At 43.6% G+C, this 18,184-nt stretch carries 18 protein-coding genes; 7 read left to right on the top strand and 11 right to left on the bottom strand.

What is annotated here, in order from left to right:
- Positions 1-14: 14 nt before the first annotated feature.
- From uppS to rpsB, 5 genes are all read right to left on the bottom strand, one after another.
- Positions 15-797 carry a polyprenyl diphosphate synthase gene (gene uppS, locus AVL57_RS04805; protein ID WP_082604957.1) on the bottom strand — a complete coding sequence of 261 codons (783 nt, stop codon included), beginning with the start codon at positions 795-797 and terminating at the stop codon, positions 15-17.
- Positions 798-805: 8 nt separating this feature from the next.
- Positions 806-1,363, bottom strand: coding sequence for a ribosome recycling factor (gene frr / locus AVL57_RS04800; RefSeq protein WP_013785186.1), 558 nt, complete (start codon positions 1,361-1,363; stop codon positions 806-808).
- A gap of 22 nt (positions 1,364-1,385) precedes the next feature.
- On the bottom strand, positions 1,386-2,123 hold the full coding sequence (gene pyrH / locus AVL57_RS04795) for a UMP kinase (protein WP_013785187.1): 738 nt from the start codon (positions 2,121-2,123) through the stop codon (positions 1,386-1,388).
- A 241-nt stretch (positions 2,124-2,364) separates the two neighbouring features.
- Complete coding sequence (tsf, locus tag AVL57_RS04790; RefSeq protein WP_013785188.1) at positions 2,365-3,237, bottom strand: translation elongation factor Ts; 873 nt, start codon at positions 3,235-3,237, stop codon at positions 2,365-2,367.
- 123 nt (positions 3,238-3,360) lie between these two features.
- Entirely contained in the window at positions 3,361-4,092 is a 732-nt protein-coding gene (gene rpsB / locus AVL57_RS04785) for a 30S ribosomal protein S2 (RefSeq protein ID WP_013785189.1), read from the bottom strand.
- Between the two features lie 363 nt (positions 4,093-4,455).
- Here rpsB and map point away from each other — a divergent pair, with 363 nt between their 5' ends.
- The 3 genes from map (at position 4,456) to dapD (ending at position 9,222) form a co-directional block, all read left to right on the top strand.
- Complete coding sequence (gene map, locus AVL57_RS04780) at positions 4,456-5,250, top strand: type I methionyl aminopeptidase (RefSeq protein WP_057793431.1); 795 nt, start codon at positions 4,456-4,458, stop codon at positions 5,248-5,250.
- Positions 5,251-5,749: 499 nt separating this feature from the next.
- Positions 5,750-8,401, top strand: a complete 2,652-nt coding sequence (glnD, locus tag AVL57_RS04775; protein WP_057793432.1) for a [protein-PII] uridylyltransferase — start codon at positions 5,750-5,752, stop codon at positions 8,399-8,401.
- On the top strand, positions 8,398-9,222 hold the full coding sequence (dapD, locus tag AVL57_RS04770; RefSeq protein ID WP_013785192.1) for a 2,3,4,5-tetrahydropyridine-2,6-dicarboxylate N-succinyltransferase: 825 nt from the start codon (positions 8,398-8,400) through the stop codon (positions 9,220-9,222). The genes glnD and dapD overlap by 4 nt, the downstream gene beginning before the upstream one ends.
- An 84-nt stretch (positions 9,223-9,306) precedes the next feature.
- On the opposite strand, the gene AVL57_RS04765 is transcribed toward dapD, so the two are convergent.
- From AVL57_RS04765 to AVL57_RS04755, 3 genes are all read right to left on the bottom strand, one after another.
- Positions 9,307-9,756: a flavodoxin gene (locus tag AVL57_RS04765; protein WP_057793434.1), complete on the bottom strand. Its 450-nt coding sequence runs from the start codon at positions 9,754-9,756 to the stop codon at positions 9,307-9,309.
- A 69-nt stretch (positions 9,757-9,825) separates the two neighbouring features.
- Positions 9,826-10,623 carry a tRNA pseudouridine(65) synthase TruC gene (gene truC / locus AVL57_RS04760; protein ID WP_057793436.1) on the bottom strand — a complete coding sequence of 266 codons (798 nt, stop codon included), beginning with the start codon at positions 10,621-10,623 and terminating at the stop codon, positions 9,826-9,828.
- A 3-nt stretch (positions 10,624-10,626) separates the two neighbouring features.
- The gene (locus tag AVL57_RS04755; protein ID WP_057793438.1) at positions 10,627-10,950 is read right to left on the bottom strand and encodes a YqcC family protein; all 324 of its coding nucleotides are present in this window, start codon (positions 10,948-10,950) and stop codon (positions 10,627-10,629) included.
- A gap of 162 nt (positions 10,951-11,112) precedes the next feature.
- Between AVL57_RS04755 and AVL57_RS04750 the strand changes: the two genes are divergently transcribed.
- Both AVL57_RS04750 and AVL57_RS04745 read left to right on the top strand, forming a co-directional pair.
- Complete coding sequence (locus AVL57_RS04750; protein ID WP_057793440.1) at positions 11,113-12,159, top strand: DUF3549 family protein; 1,047 nt, start codon at positions 11,113-11,115, stop codon at positions 12,157-12,159.
- A 3-nt stretch (positions 12,160-12,162) separates the two neighbouring features.
- Positions 12,163-12,468 carry a DUF3301 domain-containing protein gene (locus AVL57_RS04745; protein ID WP_013785197.1) on the top strand — a complete coding sequence of 102 codons (306 nt, stop codon included), beginning with the start codon at positions 12,163-12,165 and terminating at the stop codon, positions 12,466-12,468.
- Between the two features lie 590 nt (positions 12,469-13,058).
- Here AVL57_RS04745 and AVL57_RS04735 read toward each other — a convergent pair.
- Positions 13,059-13,226, bottom strand: a complete 168-nt coding sequence (locus AVL57_RS04735) for a hypothetical protein (protein WP_156454627.1) — start codon at positions 13,224-13,226, stop codon at positions 13,059-13,061.
- 404 nt (positions 13,227-13,630) lie between these two features.
- Complete coding sequence (locus AVL57_RS04730) at positions 13,631-15,700, bottom strand: S9 family peptidase (RefSeq protein WP_057793446.1); 2,070 nt, start codon at positions 15,698-15,700, stop codon at positions 13,631-13,633.
- Between the two features lie 289 nt (positions 15,701-15,989).
- On the opposite strand from AVL57_RS04730, the gene AVL57_RS04725 reads away from it, so the two are divergent.
- Both AVL57_RS04725 and AVL57_RS04720 read left to right on the top strand, forming a co-directional pair.
- On the top strand, positions 15,990-16,403 hold the full coding sequence (locus AVL57_RS04725) for a LexA family protein (protein WP_057793447.1): 414 nt from the start codon (positions 15,990-15,992) through the stop codon (positions 16,401-16,403).
- Entirely contained in the window at positions 16,403-17,659 is a 1,257-nt protein-coding gene (locus AVL57_RS04720) for a Y-family DNA polymerase (RefSeq protein WP_057793450.1), read from the top strand. The genes AVL57_RS04725 and AVL57_RS04720 overlap by 1 nt, the downstream gene beginning before the upstream one ends.
- Before the next feature lie 33 nt (positions 17,660-17,692).
- Here AVL57_RS04720 and AVL57_RS04715 read toward each other — a convergent pair whose 3' ends face one another.
- Positions 17,693-18,121 carry a GFA family protein gene (locus AVL57_RS04715; protein ID WP_057793452.1) on the bottom strand — a complete coding sequence of 143 codons (429 nt, stop codon included), beginning with the start codon at positions 18,119-18,121 and terminating at the stop codon, positions 17,693-17,695.
- Between the last annotated feature and the right edge of the window lie 63 nt (positions 18,122-18,184).

Genomic DNA, 18,184 nt, shown 5'->3' with positions numbered 1-18,184 from the left:
CTGCCTGCATAGAATTAGCTGCTGGCAGTATCAATTTGTTCACCGGTAAGACCGAATCGTCGTTGGCGAACATTAAAATCATCTACGGCTAATTGAAAAACATCTTCATTGAAGTCTGGCCATAGCACATCGGTAAAATATAATTCGGCGTACGCACACTGCCATAATAAAAAGTTGCTGATTCGGTGTTCACCACCTGTGCGTATAAGAAGATCGAGTTCAGGAAGGCTTGCCGTAGAGGTATGTTGATTAAAAACTGCCTCATCGATGTCTTGAAGCGACATTTCACCTTGCTTGACTTTTTCAGCCACTTCTCTAGCGGCATTAACAATGTCCCATCTGCCGCCGTAATTGGCTGCGATATTGAGGACAAGATCGTTATTACCAGAAGTCATTTCTTCCGCTTTGCGGATTTTTCCAACCAACTTGCTATCAAAAGCACTTAAATCGCCTATAACTTTTAAGCGAACGCCATTTTTATGGAGTCGTTTGGCTTCACTGTTTAATACTAAATTGAACAGTTCCATCAATACACTGACTTCTTCTTCAGGCCGCTTCCAGTTTTCACTTGAAAAAGCGAACAAGGTTAAAGAATCAATGCCAGTTTGACGAGCAAAGCGCACCACTGCTCGAACAGACTCAACACCTGCCTTGTGCCCGAAGGTACGAATTTTCCCTTTCTTTTGCGCCCAACGACCATTGCCATCCATAATGATGGCAACATGTTTAGGGCCAGCAACGGTTGCTGGCCCTACTGTATCAGTCGTTTTGGCTGCGTTTGACCGCTTCCCAATCATAATACTTGTTACACTTCCATCAGTTCTTTTTCTTTAACAGCAAGCATGCCGTCAACTTTCTTAATGAAGTCATTCGTTAAAGACTGAATATTTTCTTCCGCTGCGCGGCTTTCATCTTCGCTGATTTCTTTCTCTTTAAGTAATTCTTTTACGTCGCTGTTTGCATCTCGGCGGATGTTTCGAATTGAAACTCGACCGTTTTCTGCTTCATTGCGCACTACGCGAATAAGGTCTTTACGACGCTCTTCGGTAAGCGGAGGAAGTGGAATACGAATAGAACCACCAGCGCTCATAGGGTTTAATCCTAAATCTGCCTGCATAATGGCTTTTTCAACAGCTTGGATAGCACTTTTATCAAAAACAGTCAGTGCTAATGTACGGCTATCTTCCGCAATGACGTTAGCCACTTGCTTAAGCGGTGTGTCTGTACCGTAGTAAGGTACCATAATGCCATCTAATAAGCTTGGATGAGCACGGCCTGTGCGAATTTTGCTAAACTGGCCTTTAAGTGCACTGATGCTTTTATCCATACGCTCTTGCGCATCTAATTCAATTTCATCAATCACGTTATATTTCCTATTTTCTTAATTAACTATTGTCAGCGTGACAAATTAGGGTGCCAACTTGCTCACCCATAACAACACGTTTCAAACAACCTGCTTCGTTCATGTTAAATACACGAATAGGTAGGCTGTGATCTCTAGCAAGTGTGAACGCTGACAGGTCCATCACTTTTAATTCTTTCTCAAGTACTTCTTGATAAGAAAGTTGATCATATAAAGTAGCGTCTGGGTTCTTAACTGGATCATCGCTATAAACGCCATCAACTTTTGTGGCTTTTAGTACGGCATCGGCTTCAATCTCGATTCCGCGTAAACATGCTGCTGAATCTGTAGTGAAGAAAGGATTACCTGTGCCCGCTGAAAAGATAACCACGCGGCCAGATTTTAATAAGCTAATCGCCTCTGCCCAATTGTAAGCATCGCACACGCCATTTAATGGAATAGCAGACATCATACGCGCATTAACAAAGGCACGATGTAGCGCATCACGCATGGCTAATCCGTTCATTACGGTAGCAAGCATACCCATGTGATCGCCTACAACGCGGTTCATACCCGCTTTGGCAAGCCCTTCGCCACGGAACAAGTTACCGCCACCAATAACCAAACCTACTTGAACACCTAGTTCAACAAGTTCTTTGATTTCTTGGGCCATACGGTCAAGTACTTTAGGATCGATGCCAAAGCCTTCTTCGCCCATAAGGGCTTCGCCACTTAGCTTTAACAGAATGCGTCGATATGCTGATTTCGGTGTGATACTCATTATTCGATATGTCCTCGTAAACCCATTTTGTCTTATGCTTTTCTATTGTTTGCACACTGCTTTTGCAGGTAAAAAGAATAGGACAAAGTGCTTTCGTAAACGTTTAAAGATTTTACCGCTTTGCGAATTAAACTATCTTAGCAAAACTGTAACTCGCGGGTACTAGCTATAAAAAAGCACCTCCGAAGAGGTGCCTTGTAGTTTATCTGACATTAGCACAATGCAAAAGATAAACGCCCAATTATTTCTTGGCCGCTTCCATTTGTGCTGCAACTTCTGCTGCGAAGTCTTCAGTTTTCTTCTCGATACCTTCACCAACTTCGAAACGTACGAAGTTAACAACATCAGCAGAGTTGTTTTTAAGCAACTCAGCAACGCTGATTGAAGGATCTTTAACGAAAGGCTGACCAGTCAAGCTTACTTCACCAGTAAACTTCTTCATGCGGCCTGCAACCATCTTCTCTGCGATATCAGCTGGCTTACCAGACTGCATTGCAATACCGATTTGGATTTCTTTCTCTTTCTCAACAACTTCAGCTGGAACATTTTCAGGCTTAACGAACTGAGGGCTAGCCGCTGCAACATGCATTGCAATGTCTTTAGCCAACTCTTCGCTGCCACCAGTAAGAATTGAGATTACGCCGATACGACCGCCGTGCACGTATGCACCCAATGTATCGCCTTCCACGTTAATAACGCGACGAGGAGAGATGTTTTCACCGATTTTCGCTACTAATGTGTCACGAACATCGCTTACTTTAGCACCGTTAAGTTCAGACGCATTCAACGTGTCGATATCGTTGATGTTGTTCGCTGCTGCTATTTCTAGCAACTCGTTACCGAACTTAAGGAAACCTTCGTCACGTGCTACGAAATCTGTTTCACAGTTGATTTCAAGCATAGTCGCACGACCGTCTTGAACTTTAGTAAGGATTACACCTTCAGCTGCGATACGGCCTGCTTTTTTAGCTGCTTTCGCTTGGCCTGATTTACGCATGTTTTCAATGGCTAGCTCAATGTCACCATCCGTTTCAACCAGGGCTTTCTTACAATCCAGCATACCTGCGCCTGTACGCTCGCGCAGTTCTTTAACTAGTGCTGCAGTCACTGCCATTTTTCAATTCCTCAGCAATAAATATAAATTCGGTTAGGTAAAAGGGGCGCTATCGCCCCTCTCAATACGTTTCGTATTGTTGTACTATCATATGCTTTTGATATGACAGTAAAGCGAACAGAATTACTCTGCTGCTTCTACGAAGTCGTCTTGCTCTGCTTGTGCTTCAAGGTTGCTTTCGCGACCAGAAATTACAGCGTTAGCAGCGGCATCCAAGTAAAGTTGAACTGCGCGGATTGCATCATCGTTACCAGGAATGATGTAATCAACACCATCTGGGTTAGAGTTAGTATCCACAACACCAACAACTGGAATACCCAGGTTGCGTGCTTCTGTGATAGCAATGTGCTCGTGGTCTGCATCGACTACAAAGATAGCGTCAGGCAAGCCGCCCATATCTTTGATACCGCCAAGGCTGTTTTCAAGCTTTTCCATTTCACGCTGAAGCATTAGGGCTTCTTTTTTGGTCAGCTTTTCGAAAGTACCGTCTTGGCTTTTTTGCTCAAGTTCTTTCAAACGCTTGATTGATTGACGAACTGTTTTCCAGTTAGTCAACATACCACCTAACCAACGCTTGTTAACGTAAAACTGGTCACATTTAACAGCTGCATCTTTTACCGCATCGCCAGCAGCGCGCTTAGTACCTACGAAAAGGATTTTCCCTTTCTTAGATGCTACGCTTGATAGGTAGTTAAGAGCGTTGTTGAAAAGTGGAACTGTTTTTTCAAGGTTGATGATATGAACTTTGTTACGTGCGCCAAAGATGTAAGGTTTCATCTTAGGGTTCCAGTAACGAGTTTGGTGACCGAAATGCACACCGGCTTTCAGCATGTCACGCATAGAAACATTTGCCATTTTAATTTCCTCTCGGGGTTAGGCCTCCATATACCCATTGTATCGATCCCACTTATCAAATAAGTAGAACACCCCGATACGCAGTGTTGGTATATGTGTGTTTTAATTAAATTTAATTTACCCTTTTGACCAAGTGCTTTTGAGGGCATTCCGTCAGGGCGCGCGCTTTATACCATATTAAGCGTATCCACTCAAGTTTTACTGCCAGTTTAGCCATTACTTGCATTCTTTAAGTCTGCCCCTATACACATTCAATCCTAATGGCTAAAATATACCTATATATAGATATATTCTGCGCGTTAACCTCTGCCCTATTTTACAAGCGGTAGCGTAACGGCCTAAATAAACGAATAGAGAGACGCTGTGTCAGCTATTATTAAGACCTCTGAAGAAATCGAAAAAATGCGCGTTGCTGGAAAACTAGCAGCCGACGTACTCACTATGATTGGCCCCTATGTGAAAAAGGGTGTGACCACGGATGAGTTAAATACGATATGCCATGATTATATTGTTAATGAGCAGCAAGCTATTCCTGCGCCATTAAACTATGGTCACCCGCCATTCCCTAAATCAATTTGTACGTCTGTAAACCATTGCATTTGCCACGGTATTCCGTCTGATAAAAAATTGAAAGATGGTGATGTTATCAATATCGATGTCACCGTGATTAAAGATGGCTATCATGGCGATACTTCAAAGATGTTCATTGTCGGTAAACCTGCAATATTGGCTGAGCGTTTAACTCGTGTTACGCAAGAATGTTTATACAAAGCAATAAAACAAGTTAAACCAGGCATGACGTTAGGCGATATTGGTCACATCTGCCAAACCCACGCAGAAGCGCATAACTATTCAATCGTACGCGAGTACTGTGGCCATGGTATAGGTGCTAGCTTCCACGAAGAGCCACAAATAGTGCACTATGGCAAACCTGGCACCGGCGATGTTCTTGAAGCAGGCATGTGCTTTACCATTGAACCTATGGTAAATGCCGGCAAGCGTTATTCTAAAATTCTTCCTGATCAGTGGACAGTGGTAACCAAAGACAGAAGTTTAAGTGCACAGTGGGAGCATACCTTGCTTGTTACCGAAGACGGTGTAGAGGTACTAACCTTGCGTGACGAAGAAGACCTTCCACGCGTCATTTCGCACAGCTAAACTTTCGCACACTGATAAATATAAGTTAGTTTTGATAGGCACCGTGATAAGCACTTTTTGCCTATTATTTGTATCGTGAATACCTGAACATATAGCAGTGTAAACGTTGTTTGATTGCTATATGTTTCTCTACTTCTATTACGCCTTCTTTTCTTTTTCCTTTCTATTTCCTTTTTATTATTTGTGGCTACTATTACTGGTTACGAATGTGCCTCGCGAGTTTTTAAAACAGTAACAAAATACTAGTCACCGTACTGTGACTTTGAGCTAATGCATTGGCTGTTTTGAACTATCATTTTGCCTATTCCGACCTACCATATAGCCTGTCTTGAGAATAGCGCCGTCTTATTCCATCCTACACTGGCAGCATACCTATAACATTTTTGTATATTTATTCACATTATGACCTTGAGTATGCAACTAATCGGCACTGCGATTTCGTTCCATTTCGTGATAAGGTTCATTGTGTTCAAAAAGCTGTACGCATAGAAGGTGTAATTTGACGCTGCAATCCCTAATAAAAAATATTGATCAAATAACGTCGGTTGACGACTTAGTTGCCATCAAGTCGTGTGTGGAAGATAGCTACGCATGGATAAAAGCGTCATTCGATAGTATTCCTGTTAACCAACTTGTCACGGGCCGCGCTCAATTTGTTGACGCCCTTTTGTGTCACTTGTGGCACCTCTACGGTTTAGACAATGAAAGCGAATTAGCATTATGTGCTGTAGGTGGCTATGGACGGGGGCACCTTCAACCTTATTCTGACATCGATTTACTGATAGTGAGCAAACGAAACCTTAAGCCCGCTACCCAAGAAAAAGTCAGTCGCTTCATTACGCTGCTTTGGGATATTAAGCTTGATGTGGGTCAGTCGGTGCGTACCATTAAAGAAACCGTTAGCCTTGCCAAAGATGATATTTCCATTGCTACTAACCTAGTAGAAAGTCGATTGCTTTGCGGCAGCGAATCTATTTTTGAAAAGCTGTGGGATGAAGTAAACGGGCGAAATTCTTGGTCGAGTAAAGCGTTTTTCTCGGCGAAGTACGATGAACAAAAGCGACGTCACGCTAAATTTAACGGTACGGCGTACAACCTAGAGCCTAACATCAAAGAAAACCCAGGCTGTTTAAGGGATATCCAGTCTATTGGTTGGGTGGCAAAAAAACACTTTAAAGAATATGACGGCTGGAACCTAGTAGGGCACGGCTACTTTACCGAGCAAGAACACAGCGAATTAATTACCTGTAGAATGCATTTGTGGAAAATGCGTTGTGCCTTACATTTGGTTGCAGGGCGAAGTGAAAACCGCCTTCTTTTTGATTACCAACCTGATGTTGCCGCCATGCTGGGGTATGGAGAAGAAGGAAAAAGTTCAGTTGAAAAGATGATGCGTGACTTCTTCCGCACCGTTGCCCGAGTTTCTGAATTGAACCAAATGCTTTTGCAACGGTTCAAGTATGACATGCTTAATCAGAGTGTTCAGCGTACCGCGATTATTAACGAAGATTTCGAATTACTCGATAATATGATTTCGCCTCGCCATGAAAATGCTTTTTCTTCGCCAGAAGCCATTTTAGACTTTTTAAATGTGGTCACTAATACCCCTGAAGTTCAAGGTTTAAGCACCACTTGTATTCGCCAAATAAGAAACGCACATCGTGCATTTGAGAATGCTTACTTTGTTGAGCGCCCCGCCTGCCGTGAAAAGCTCATGGTCTTGCTTAAACAACCCGACTTTTTTAATTTTGGTTGGGACATTATGCATCAGTACGGCATTTTACAAGCTTACTTACCTGAGTGGGATGCCATTGTAGGGATGATGCAATTTGATTTGTTTCACGCCTACACAGTGGATGAACATACGCACCGCTTAGTGAAGCACGTGAATTATTTTTTCTCGAAAGAGAACAAAGATTTTCCACGCTGTGGCCGTATCTGTCGCAACCTAGACAAGCCAGAAGTATTGTATATTGCTGCTATATTTCACGATATCGCTAAAGGTCGTAACGGCGACCACTCAACGCTAGGCGCCATTGATGTTGCTAAGTTCTGTGAACAGCATGATGTACCGGCGAACGACGCGGCCATGATAAGCTGGCTAGTGGAAAACCACCTGCTAATGTCGGTAGTGGCGCAGCGCAGAGACATTTACGATCCAGACGTTATCAGTGAATTTGCTGGCGCGGTAAGAAGCCACAACCACTTAAATTTACTTTATACCCTTACCCTTGCAGACATTCGGGCAACCAACGATAATTTGTGGAATGATTGGAAAGCATCTCTGCTTAGAGAACTTTATTTAATGACGCAAAAAGCATTAGATAACGGGTTACAGTGCCAAGTAACATTAAGTGAGCGAGTGACTACTCACAAATATCAAGCGCAACAAATTCTGCATGAACGCAGGATTAGCTCTGAATCCATTGATGGATTATGGGCGCGGTTAGATGATGACTATTTTGTACGATTCAAGCCCACCCAAATTGCATGGCATACCGAAGAAATAGTTAAGGCTCAGGATGATTGGCTAACACCAGATAGCGACCAGCTTCTCGTTAAAGCCAATGACAACAGTGCAAAAGGCGGCACGGAAATTTTTCTTTTCGGTAAAGATAGAAAAGCCTTGTTTGCACAAGTAGCTTCCGTTTTAGACAGTCGTAATTGCTCTATTCACGACGCCCATGTTACCGTAACCCGCGATGGCTATGTGTTTGACAGTATGTTGGTGCTTGAAAATGATGGTTCCAGGCTAACATCCGAGTCCCGTATTCAATCGCTAGAAAAAGCGATTAGCACCCAGCTTGAAAAACCAGGCCGTTCACACGAAAATAAGCGTAAACTACCTCGACAAATGAAACAGCTAGACGTGCCTACTAAAGTACGCTTTTTCGGTGTGAGCGATGAAGCGACACTCGTTGAGTTAGAAGCACTAGACGCGCCCGGCATTTTAGCTAAAATTGGCCATGCTTTTGTTGATACCAATGTCACCTTAAAGCTGGCAAAAATTGCGACTATCGGCGAGCGCGCAGAAGATATATTTATTGTCAGTAATGATGCTGGCAAAGCATTAACCCAAGAACAACAAGTGAGCTTGAAAAAGCGCATTTTGTTTAAACTCGATCAACTTGAAGATATCACGATACCATGAATGAATTGAAAGCCATTATTGAAGACGCCTTCGAAAACCGCGACAACATTAGCCCATCTTCTGCCCCAGCAGAAGTGAAACAAGCCGTTGCCGATGCTATTGCTTTGCTTAATAGCGGTAAAGCGCGTGTAGCTGAAAAAATCGCGGGCGAATGGGTTGTTCATCAGTGGTTAAAGAAAGCCGTTTTGCTTTTCTTCCGCCTCCACAACAACGACGTTATTGAAGGCGCTGAAAGCCGTTACTACGACAAAGTGCCTTTGAAATACAGCAACTATACTGCTGAACAATTTGCTAATGATGGCGCGCGTATTGTGCCTCCTGCTGCAGTCCGCACAGGTACCTTCGTTGGTAAAAATGCGGTTGTTATGCCTTCGTACGTAAACATTGGTGCATTTGTTGATGAAGGCACCATGGTAGATACATGGGCAACGGTTGGTTCTTGTGCACAAATCGGTAAGAACGTTCACTTATCTGGCGGCGTAGGCATTGGTGGTGTTTTAGAGCCACTTCAAGCGAACCCTACTATCATTGAAGATAACTGCTTTATTGGCGCACGCTCTGAAATTGTTGAAGGTGTTATTGTTGAAGAAGGCGCAGTTATTTCAATGGGCGTTTATATTAGCCAAAGCACCCGTATATATGACCGTGAAACCGGCGAAGTACACTATGGCCGCGTACCTGCGGGTTCAGTTGTGGTTTCTGGTAACATGCCAAGCCCAGACGGTAAATACAGCCTATACGCTGCCATTATCGTGAAGAAAGTAGACGCTAAAACCCGTGCTAAAGTAGGTATTAATGCCCTACTACGTGGTGTTGAATAAGTCTGCATTTGCGTATTAAAAGTTTTGCATTAAAAAAGGGCGCTTAGCGCCCTTTTTTGTTTTCGAGATTTGATTCGAAACGCGTTACACGCCTAACTGCGCTTTAATACTGTTTACCCACTCAATAACCATGGCTTCAGGTTCAAGGGTTTCAAGGGCATCCACTTCTAGCATATCGGCTACCGCTTTGCCTTGCAGCTCTAACAACAACTCGTTGAATTGACGACCTGCACCACAAAAGCTTTCCCCATAACTACTGTCACCTAGCGCAGCAACAGCAAAAGGTTTGTCATTTAGCAATGGAAACTCATCTTTCAAATCAGAGAAGACAAACTCCAAGTTTGGTGGAACATCGCCTTGGCCAGTCGTAGAAGTAATCATTAAGATAGCGTCAGCATCGGTAAAGTCACTTACTGAAGGATCGCTCTCAAGCTCGCAATCTACGCCTTGCTCTGCAAGATTTTCTTCAACCTGCTCTGCTACATGTTGCGCATTACCATACACGGTACCTGCAAAAATTTTTAATGTTGCCATTACTTCCTCATCATCTTTTCAAATCGTATGGGTTTCCCGGTTAGGCAGCACACTTTCATGGCCCAAACCTTAAACCTGATATTCTTGCCACGCATTTAACACTCGTTGCATTTCCGAATGCATTCTAACAGACACCGATAGCCACTTTCCGGTTATCGGGTGATAAAAACCCATCTGCGTACAACTTAAGGCCAAATTTTGAAAACTAAAGTGTGTTTGCAAAAATTTGTTCTGTTTTCCGTCCCCGTGGGTGGTATCACCTAATATTGGGTGCCTAATATGCACCATATGGCGCCGCAATTGATGTTTACGGCCTGTGGACGGCAAAAGCTTTACCAACGAATAGCGGGCGGTTTCATATTTACCTACGGCGAAAGGTAGCTCATAGTTCGCTAAACTTTCATATACCGTTGTAGCTTGTTGCGGTGCCTGTTGCGGGCGCTTATGTTTATCGGCAATTTTATCGTAGCGATATTTGAGCGCATAATCGATAAGCCCTGAGTGTTTTACGTAGCCACGCACAATAGCGTGATACTGTTTTTGTACCTGCTTATTCATCAACTGCTGGCCAAGCTGCGCTGCCGTTTTACTGTCGAAGCTAAATAAGAGTACACCAGATGTAGGTCTGTCTAATCGGTGAGCGGGGAATACATGCTTGTTAAGCTGATCCCTTAAGGTCTGCACCGCAAAACGCGTTTCATGCCTATCGATAGGACTTCGGTGTACTAATAAGCCAGGCGGTTTATCGATGGCCACGATATGCTCATCTTGATATAAAATATTGAGTGGTGGGTATGACTGCTCACTCGTACTGCCAGCATTTTCACTTGGGGTTTCACATTGGGTAAATGGAAATTCTTCAGGCATAATTTACTTCTTATTGCGTTCGGTCAGTTTATCAAGTGCAAGCAACTGAACTAGGATAGATTCGGGACAGTCTGGTGCATACATGTGCGCTGCAGGCGAAATTGCCATCTTCCCTGGTAACTGGCCTACTGCTATTAGCTGATGGCATTTAGGCACAAAGACATAGGCCAGCCACTCGAAAAAAGACAAGGTATCAATAGCAAAAGGCGCAGTACTGGCTAATTGCGCTTCGCTAGGTGCTTTGCTCGGCCAACGTTGTGTTTGGCGCAGCGCTGCTTCTAGCGCATTTAAATGATGCTCGAATTCTTCTATCAGCTTCATAGTCATAACAGGGTTAACGGCTTGCCATGTAAATCAGAGCGGCAGTATACCAGAGGCAGCATGCATTCCGCTCGCGCCTTTAAAAGAACAATGCCTTTGCCAGTCGGCGGGTAATATATGCTAAACTTTGCGCCCTAAAATCAGTTTTATGAAGTGAGAACGCCTGAAATGAACGCAAACAGTATTAACTCTATCAGCGAATTTTTATTGCATGCAGGTACAGAATATATTGTTTTTGATATGGGTCGAAGACTCACTGCAATGGACAATCAGGCGTTTTTGGATATTGAGAATGGCTCAACCGTTGCGCCCTTCCCTCGCCAGCAACATGCGTGGTTCGGCATCGTTTTTTGGAATAAGAACAGCTCAAACCAGCACTATATTTGGTTTATTAAATTGCCACTGGACGAGCAAGGGTTGGTTGTTGCAGCTACACGAAACCATTTCCTTCAAATTATCGTTGATGCACTAGGCCAATCAATTTCTGACGAATCAGAAGCGGCCAACACATTGCCAGATAATCCCTATTCCTTTGTGCCTGCGCAGTCATTACTTGCGCAATTTAATGCACTGGTTCGTGCAAGGCTAAACCAGCCTATTAGCGCCAGCGCACAACACGTTATTGCCTATGTAAAAGCGCCTCAGGTGGCTGACTGGCAAAATATTCCCTTACAAGGGATTGCGGATGTAGTTACCCGGCTAGATACCATGGAAAATGGGCAAGAAGTGCAAGACCGCGTGCTCAGTAACTTTTCGCTTTTTGCTGAACCGTTTCAACGGGCTTTTATGGAAATGGCCGAAGTTGCCACCGTATCTGAGCCACTTAACCAATGCATGCTTTCGGTGTTAGACGGCAATGAAATAAGTTTGGCCGCGCTACGTGGTTTATCTTGTGAAACCAAAAACGACACTATCTATACGCAATTAGTTTCGCACTTTGAAGCTAAGAAATTGAATCGCTTAGATATATTAAGTGTTATTGCCGCACGCCATTTTCAACAAATGGACGAGAAATTATTGCTACTATTTTTCGAAGCGGTTGCCGAGGTTGATAGCAAAGAAAACTACAATGGCGAAGTATTCCGCGGCTTCTTCTCAGATCTTGTTCAAGTACCCCAGTTACGTGAATTAGTGCTAGGCATACTAAGAACCCCAGAACGCAGTCACTTACTTGCCAGCGCAATTGGTACTTTGTTCTCGCAAACCAAGGGATAATGAATGACGCTTCTTGAATTAACGTTATGGTTAGGCTTGGGCTTTGTCGCCTTTCAGTTTTGGCGCATACGAAGTATTTCTGAATTTACCGATAGTTACTTGCGCCAGTATTGTAAAAACAATCAACTGCAACTGCTCAGTATCGCCAGAGCCAAAACCCGCATTACCTTCAACTACAGCAAGCCCGATTGGCATAACATTTTTGTGTTTGAGTTTTCAGGCAATGGAGAAGACAGATACAGCGGAGAAGTTGAATTGGTAGGTAAACATATTATTAGAACTACTTTACCACCGCATAGGGTAAATTAAGTTTGTCAGGCTTGTGCCACCCGCTATAAAAATAGTCGTAAACACGATAACGGTGCCGTATAGCAGTGGATGTCTAGTAACGTTAACATCTAGTAAAATTAACGTTTTTAGTGGTAATGCTAAAAATCACGCAAAAAAAAAGGGGTAGCCTCTCTGCTACCCCTTTTCCTGGAATTTTGAGTTTCCCTCTCTGCGTTCCTTTGCGACTAAAATCTTCCCGATTAAAATCCATATACGCCCCTTTCCATCTTCTCTCGCGTGTTCCAGTGCGAGTTACCCATCCTTGCGTAAGTCCCTTTCCATTTATCCTTAACATCCCACCTATCCTACACGTGGGGGCCTCATCCTAAGGCTGTTCCTTGCCAGCAAAAGCTGGTGTTCCTATCCTTTCATCCTTTCTACATCACACATCCTGTGCAACTTGCTCAATCCATAAGCGGTCCGTTCGTTCCTGAGCTGCCTTGCTTTTACGCATCCTGCGCAAACTATCCCTGCTTAAGCCTTCCAAGCTTTCCTTTACGATATATCCTATATCTTTCCTTTTTATGACGATCCTTCGCCAAATCCTTTCTACTTCCTGTTGCGATTCCTTATCGCTTACGCTTTCCTTGCTGGTCCCTTTGATAATTCCATTTGAGCACGTCCGGTGCGCTAATCATCCCTGTGATGCTTCCTGCTTTTCCCTCTCCCCTCACTCCTGTTAAGGGATTCTCTTCCTTAAGTTGTCCAAGGTTGTCCTTAAAATCATCCTGACTCATCGTGTTTCCCTGTGACGCCATTAATAATATCCCTACCAAGAATTCCCGCTAGTCAGAATTACAATAAATTAAGGAGAAAATAAGGAGTTAATATGATCTAAAAATAAAAAAGCCATAACAATCAATGGCATTAGACTTTAGTCTAGATATAAACCACGAAAAAAAACCCACATTTCCTACACTTTTGTAGGAAATGTCGTACAAAGCTTGTCGTCATTATGACCAATTGCGAATTTTGTGGCGTCTGTCATTCGAAACGAGAATCTCGTTCAAGAGAAGAATTGCACAAATTTACATCAACATGAGAAAGTCATGGCTCACTTTAGTATTGAGCTTAGTTAGTTTGCACGTAAAATTAAGCGCTCATGAAAAGAGGAGCGAAGACTCCTCTTTTGTGGAAAGGCTTAGTCGTTATTTATTGTGGATAAATGCTCAGCTAAACCGGGTATGAAGTCAGCACCATGAATGACTTCTATGCTTGAGTTACTGAAATCATCGCCTATGGGCTCTATCCTGCCTCCCAAACAAGCGCCCAAAAAGGCTTCAGTAACGGCAAAAAATGAAAGGTTATTTTCCGGCTTATTAAAACCATGTCCCTCATCAGGGTAGAGTACATAAGTGACTGGAATATCGCGCTCTTTCATTGCATCTACAATTTGGTCAGATTCTGCTTGTTTCACCCTTGGGTCGTTTGCACCTTGCCCTATAAGCAAGGGTTTGACGATTTTGTCTACATGAGTGATGGGGGAACGTGACTTTAACAGGGCTAAACCTTCTTCAGTGTTAGGATCGCCAATGGCCTGGTAAAATATTTGGCGAAAACTCTCCCAGTAAGGGGGAATAGAATTAAGTAAGGTCTCTAAGTTGGACGGGCCAACAATATCTACTCCGCATTTAAAGGCGTCAGGCGTAAATGTCAGGCCGGTCAATGTGGCATAGCCACCATAACTTCCTCCCATAATAGCCACTTCATCTGTTGTTGTTATACCGCGGGAAACCGCCCAATTTTTTGCATCGATTAAGTCATCATGCATTGCGCCGGCCCATTCTTTATTCCCAGCATTTAAAAAGTCTTTACCGAACCCTGTCGAGCCGCGAAAGTTAACTTGTAAAACGCTATAGCCACGATTGGTTAACCATTGGGGCATAGCACCAAAACCAAATTCATCCCGAGCCCAAGGACCCCCATGGACCAGTAATACCATTGGAGAAGCATGTTCAGCTATACCGTCTTGATTTGGGTCAGAAGTCAAAGGCAACGACAAATAGCTCACTAAGTCTAAGTTGTCCCGAGAAGGGATAACGACGCCGTGCATAGTTGATAATGGAAGAGTGTCGATTTCTGGTTGAGTGATAAATAAATCGTTTAATGTGCCCTCTATGGTGTTAAATACTTTGTAGACGGGTGACTGGTTGCTGTTATCGGTAAATACGGTCCAGAGGGAGTTATCTAATGTTTGTGCCAACACTTGGGAACCACCACTAAGTTGGCTGTTTAATTGACTGATCTTTTTGGTAAACGTATCGTCAATAGCGTACCAGACAGGACGAATGTAATTTAACGCATACGCTAGAGGTCGATGGTCCCGAGGAGAAAATAACACATTAGACACATCTACTTTTTCGTCGCTGGCGATAACTTCAACCGTATCTTGCCCTATTGGGAGATACACAAGAGCTGCGGTATTACGCTCTCGGGTATCGAGCATATATATGCCGCGATTTTCATTATCAAAGCCAAGAATAGTGGTGGTTTGTACATCTGAAAATGGAATACTAAACCACAGGTTCCATTTGTTATTCGATCTGCTAAACACTTGATTTGAGCCATCTGCAGCGGACTTTACCGCAAGGCGTATCGTCAAGTCATTGTCTAGTTCGTAATACCCATAGCCATCATTCTGCTCAAGTAACGTACGCTCACCTGTTGCCACATTTACGCTGTAGATATCATGCCACTTAGGATCGCGATCGTTCATTCCTACTATGACTACACCCGGATGATGTTCGCTTTGTTTCATCTGGGCGGCTTGTACCCCATCATAGGGCGTTAAATCTGCTATCTCGCCACTATCAATATCAATTCGATAGAGATGCCAGTTTTCATCACCATTTTTGTCTTGAGTGAAAAAAATCTGTCGACTGTCTAATGACCAAAAATGAGTGGGAATTCCGCGCCCTGTATCTTGGGTCATCGGCTTGGCGTTAGCGATATCCCCGAGTTCGGCCACCCAAAGATTCATTACGCCTTCGACCGGCGCTCTGAAACTCATTTTATTACCATCTGGGCTAATTCTGCCCTGATAGCGACTTGGGTTTCCAAGCAAAACTTGCCGTGAAATTAGTGAAGGTGAAACTGCTTTGAGTTCAGTTGAGAGTACTTTTGCGCTTTTGGACTGTAATGTCTGATTTGTACAAGCGACTATCGAAATTAGGCCGCTAATAATTATTGCACCGTATAATAGCTTTTTCATGGAGTTCCCTTAAATTTGGTATTTAAAAGTGGCCCAATACCGCTTACAACACTCTTGGTCCTTGTGTATTTGCATTATAAATATAGCTTAAAAATCACCCTACAGAATCAGCTTATTGGTTATCCCTTGCTTGCTTCACATGCAGCTGAAAGAGATCCTCATTTCGAATGATGATTGCCAAGGCGTTTTCAAGCGCACTAAAGCAAAGTATTTTTGTTGCTTTGATTGATCACGGAAAAAGACTTCACTAGAATACTGTATAAATAACCAGTATCTTTTTTAGAAGTGTATGCTTAAATTTATCCCTATCACTGCACAAGCGGGCATCGTAGGCTTCGAATCGCCAGCAGCAGAATATACAGAGCTAGGCCTAAGTCTAGACTCCCTCCTTATCGATAAACCGGCTGCTACTTTCATTGGCTACGCACAAGGCAAGTCGATGATGGACGATGGCATTCACGATGGCGACCTGCTGATTGTCTCAAGGGCTGAAGACATTTCAGACATGTGCATTATTGTGGCGACCTTAAACGGCGAGTTCGTGTGTAAGCGTGTAGACAAACGCCACGGCTGCCTGCGCTCTTCATCCTCATTGTACAAACCCTACTTTTTAAAAGAAGGCGATGAGTTTTCAATAGAGGGGGTGGTAACGCGCTCTATTAGGCTTCACAAAAAGCTTTCCCACCGACTAGGAGGTGAGTAGTGTTTGCGCTGGTAGATGTCACGTCCATGTATGCATCAGTAGAGAAAATCTACAACCCTAACCTGCGAAACAAACCCGTTATGGTTTTGAGCAATAATGATGGCTGTGTGGTCGCGGCCTGCCCTATTGCCAAAAGGTTAGGGTTTAAAAAGTTCGTTCCCTACTTTCAGGTCAAAGAGGAAGCCAAAAAAGCTGGGGTTGTTGTGTGCTCGTCTAACTATGAGTTGTACGCAGACGTGTCTTCAAAAATGTTTTCTGTGATGGCGCAATTCTGTGATGAATTGCACGAATACAGTATTGATGAAGCTTTCATGCGCTTTTCGCCACGCCTAAATGATAGCGAATGGCTGGCCCTTGGCTATGAGATAAGAAAAACCATTTGGCGCGAGGTAAAGCTTCCCGTGGGTGTTGGATTTGGTCCCACTCCAACCCTTGCTAAAGCCGCTAATCACGCTGCAAAAAAGCTAGACGGTTTTCGAGGTTCAGCGGTTATTAATACGCCACAGGAAAAGCAGGCATTATTATCCCGAATGGCAGTAGCAGATGTATGGGGTATTGGTGGGCGTTTGGAAAAACGATTGATGGCCATGGGCATTAATAATGCCTACACACTGTCACAACAATCCCCCGCTAAAATGCGTAAGTATTTCTCTATCGTACTAGAGAACACCGTTAGAGAACTTCAAGGTGAATTACGACTGGCATGGGATGAAATAAGACCTGCAAAAAAAGAAATTTACAGCACCCGTAGTTTTGGAAATAGAGTGACCACACAAGATGAATTAAGAGCAGCGTTAGCAACCCACGCTGAAATAGCCACTAAAAAGCTCCGCGCTCAACACTCCCTCGCTCACAGCGCCACCTTCTTTGCGGCAAATTCGCCTCATGACGATGGCAGGTATGTAAAGCAATCGGCGCTTTCTAACTTTGCTGTGCCTACCAATGATACGCGGCATATTATTCACGCAGCATCTGAAGCGCTCAATAAACTGTTTATTCCAGGAGTGCGGTATTACAAAGTGGGAGTGGGTCTGTTGGACATTCGCGACGAGACAAATCGCCAAGACGATTTGTTTTCGCCCAGTACGGATAACGCAGCATTAATGGCTGTACTTGATAGTACCAATGCAAGGTACGGCAGAAACACGATGCATTTTGGCGCTAGGGGCTTTCAACAAAAATTTGCCATGAAAAGGGACTTTTTAACGAAAAGAGCCACTACACGCTGGGAAGAAATACCAAGAATTAAATGTTGAGATGTCAGATAGCTTGCGTTGCCTACAAGTAACTTAAAACTTTTGAGCAAAATACGCCATGATTTCAGCTTTGGTCATTTCTTTCGTTTTATTAGAAAAGCAATAATAGTGTGGGCGTTGATCGCTGAAGTACTGCATATCCATTTCTAACCCATCTAGTGCTTGAAATATACCGACAGGAATATTGTACTCGCCGGTCTCATTGAGCCTATAAAACAGATGGGAACCACAGTTGCCACAAAAACCGCGAGAAGCCCATTCTGACGACTGATGAATGCTTACGTTATCACCAGCAGAAGTTGTATCTTCGAATTTGACCTGCGTACCGCATTGTAATGCGAACAGCGCCGAACCGCCCCACTGCCTGCAAGACTCACAATGGCAAACAGTGAATTTAGGATTAATGTTCTCTGCAACAACGTTAATAGCCCCACACAGGCAAGTTCCTTGCGCGCTTAGCATCAGCGTACTTCCTTGTTGATAAAACGACGTGAAATTCTAACCTAATTTACTCAATTTTTTGTG

This window comes from Alteromonas stellipolaris (genome assembly GCF_001562115.1).
Taxonomy (GTDB): domain Bacteria; phylum Pseudomonadota; class Gammaproteobacteria; order Enterobacterales; family Alteromonadaceae; genus Alteromonas; species Alteromonas stellipolaris.
The sequence above is the reverse complement of the archived record's forward strand: the minus strand, read 5'-3'. Positions and strand labels throughout refer to the sequence as shown.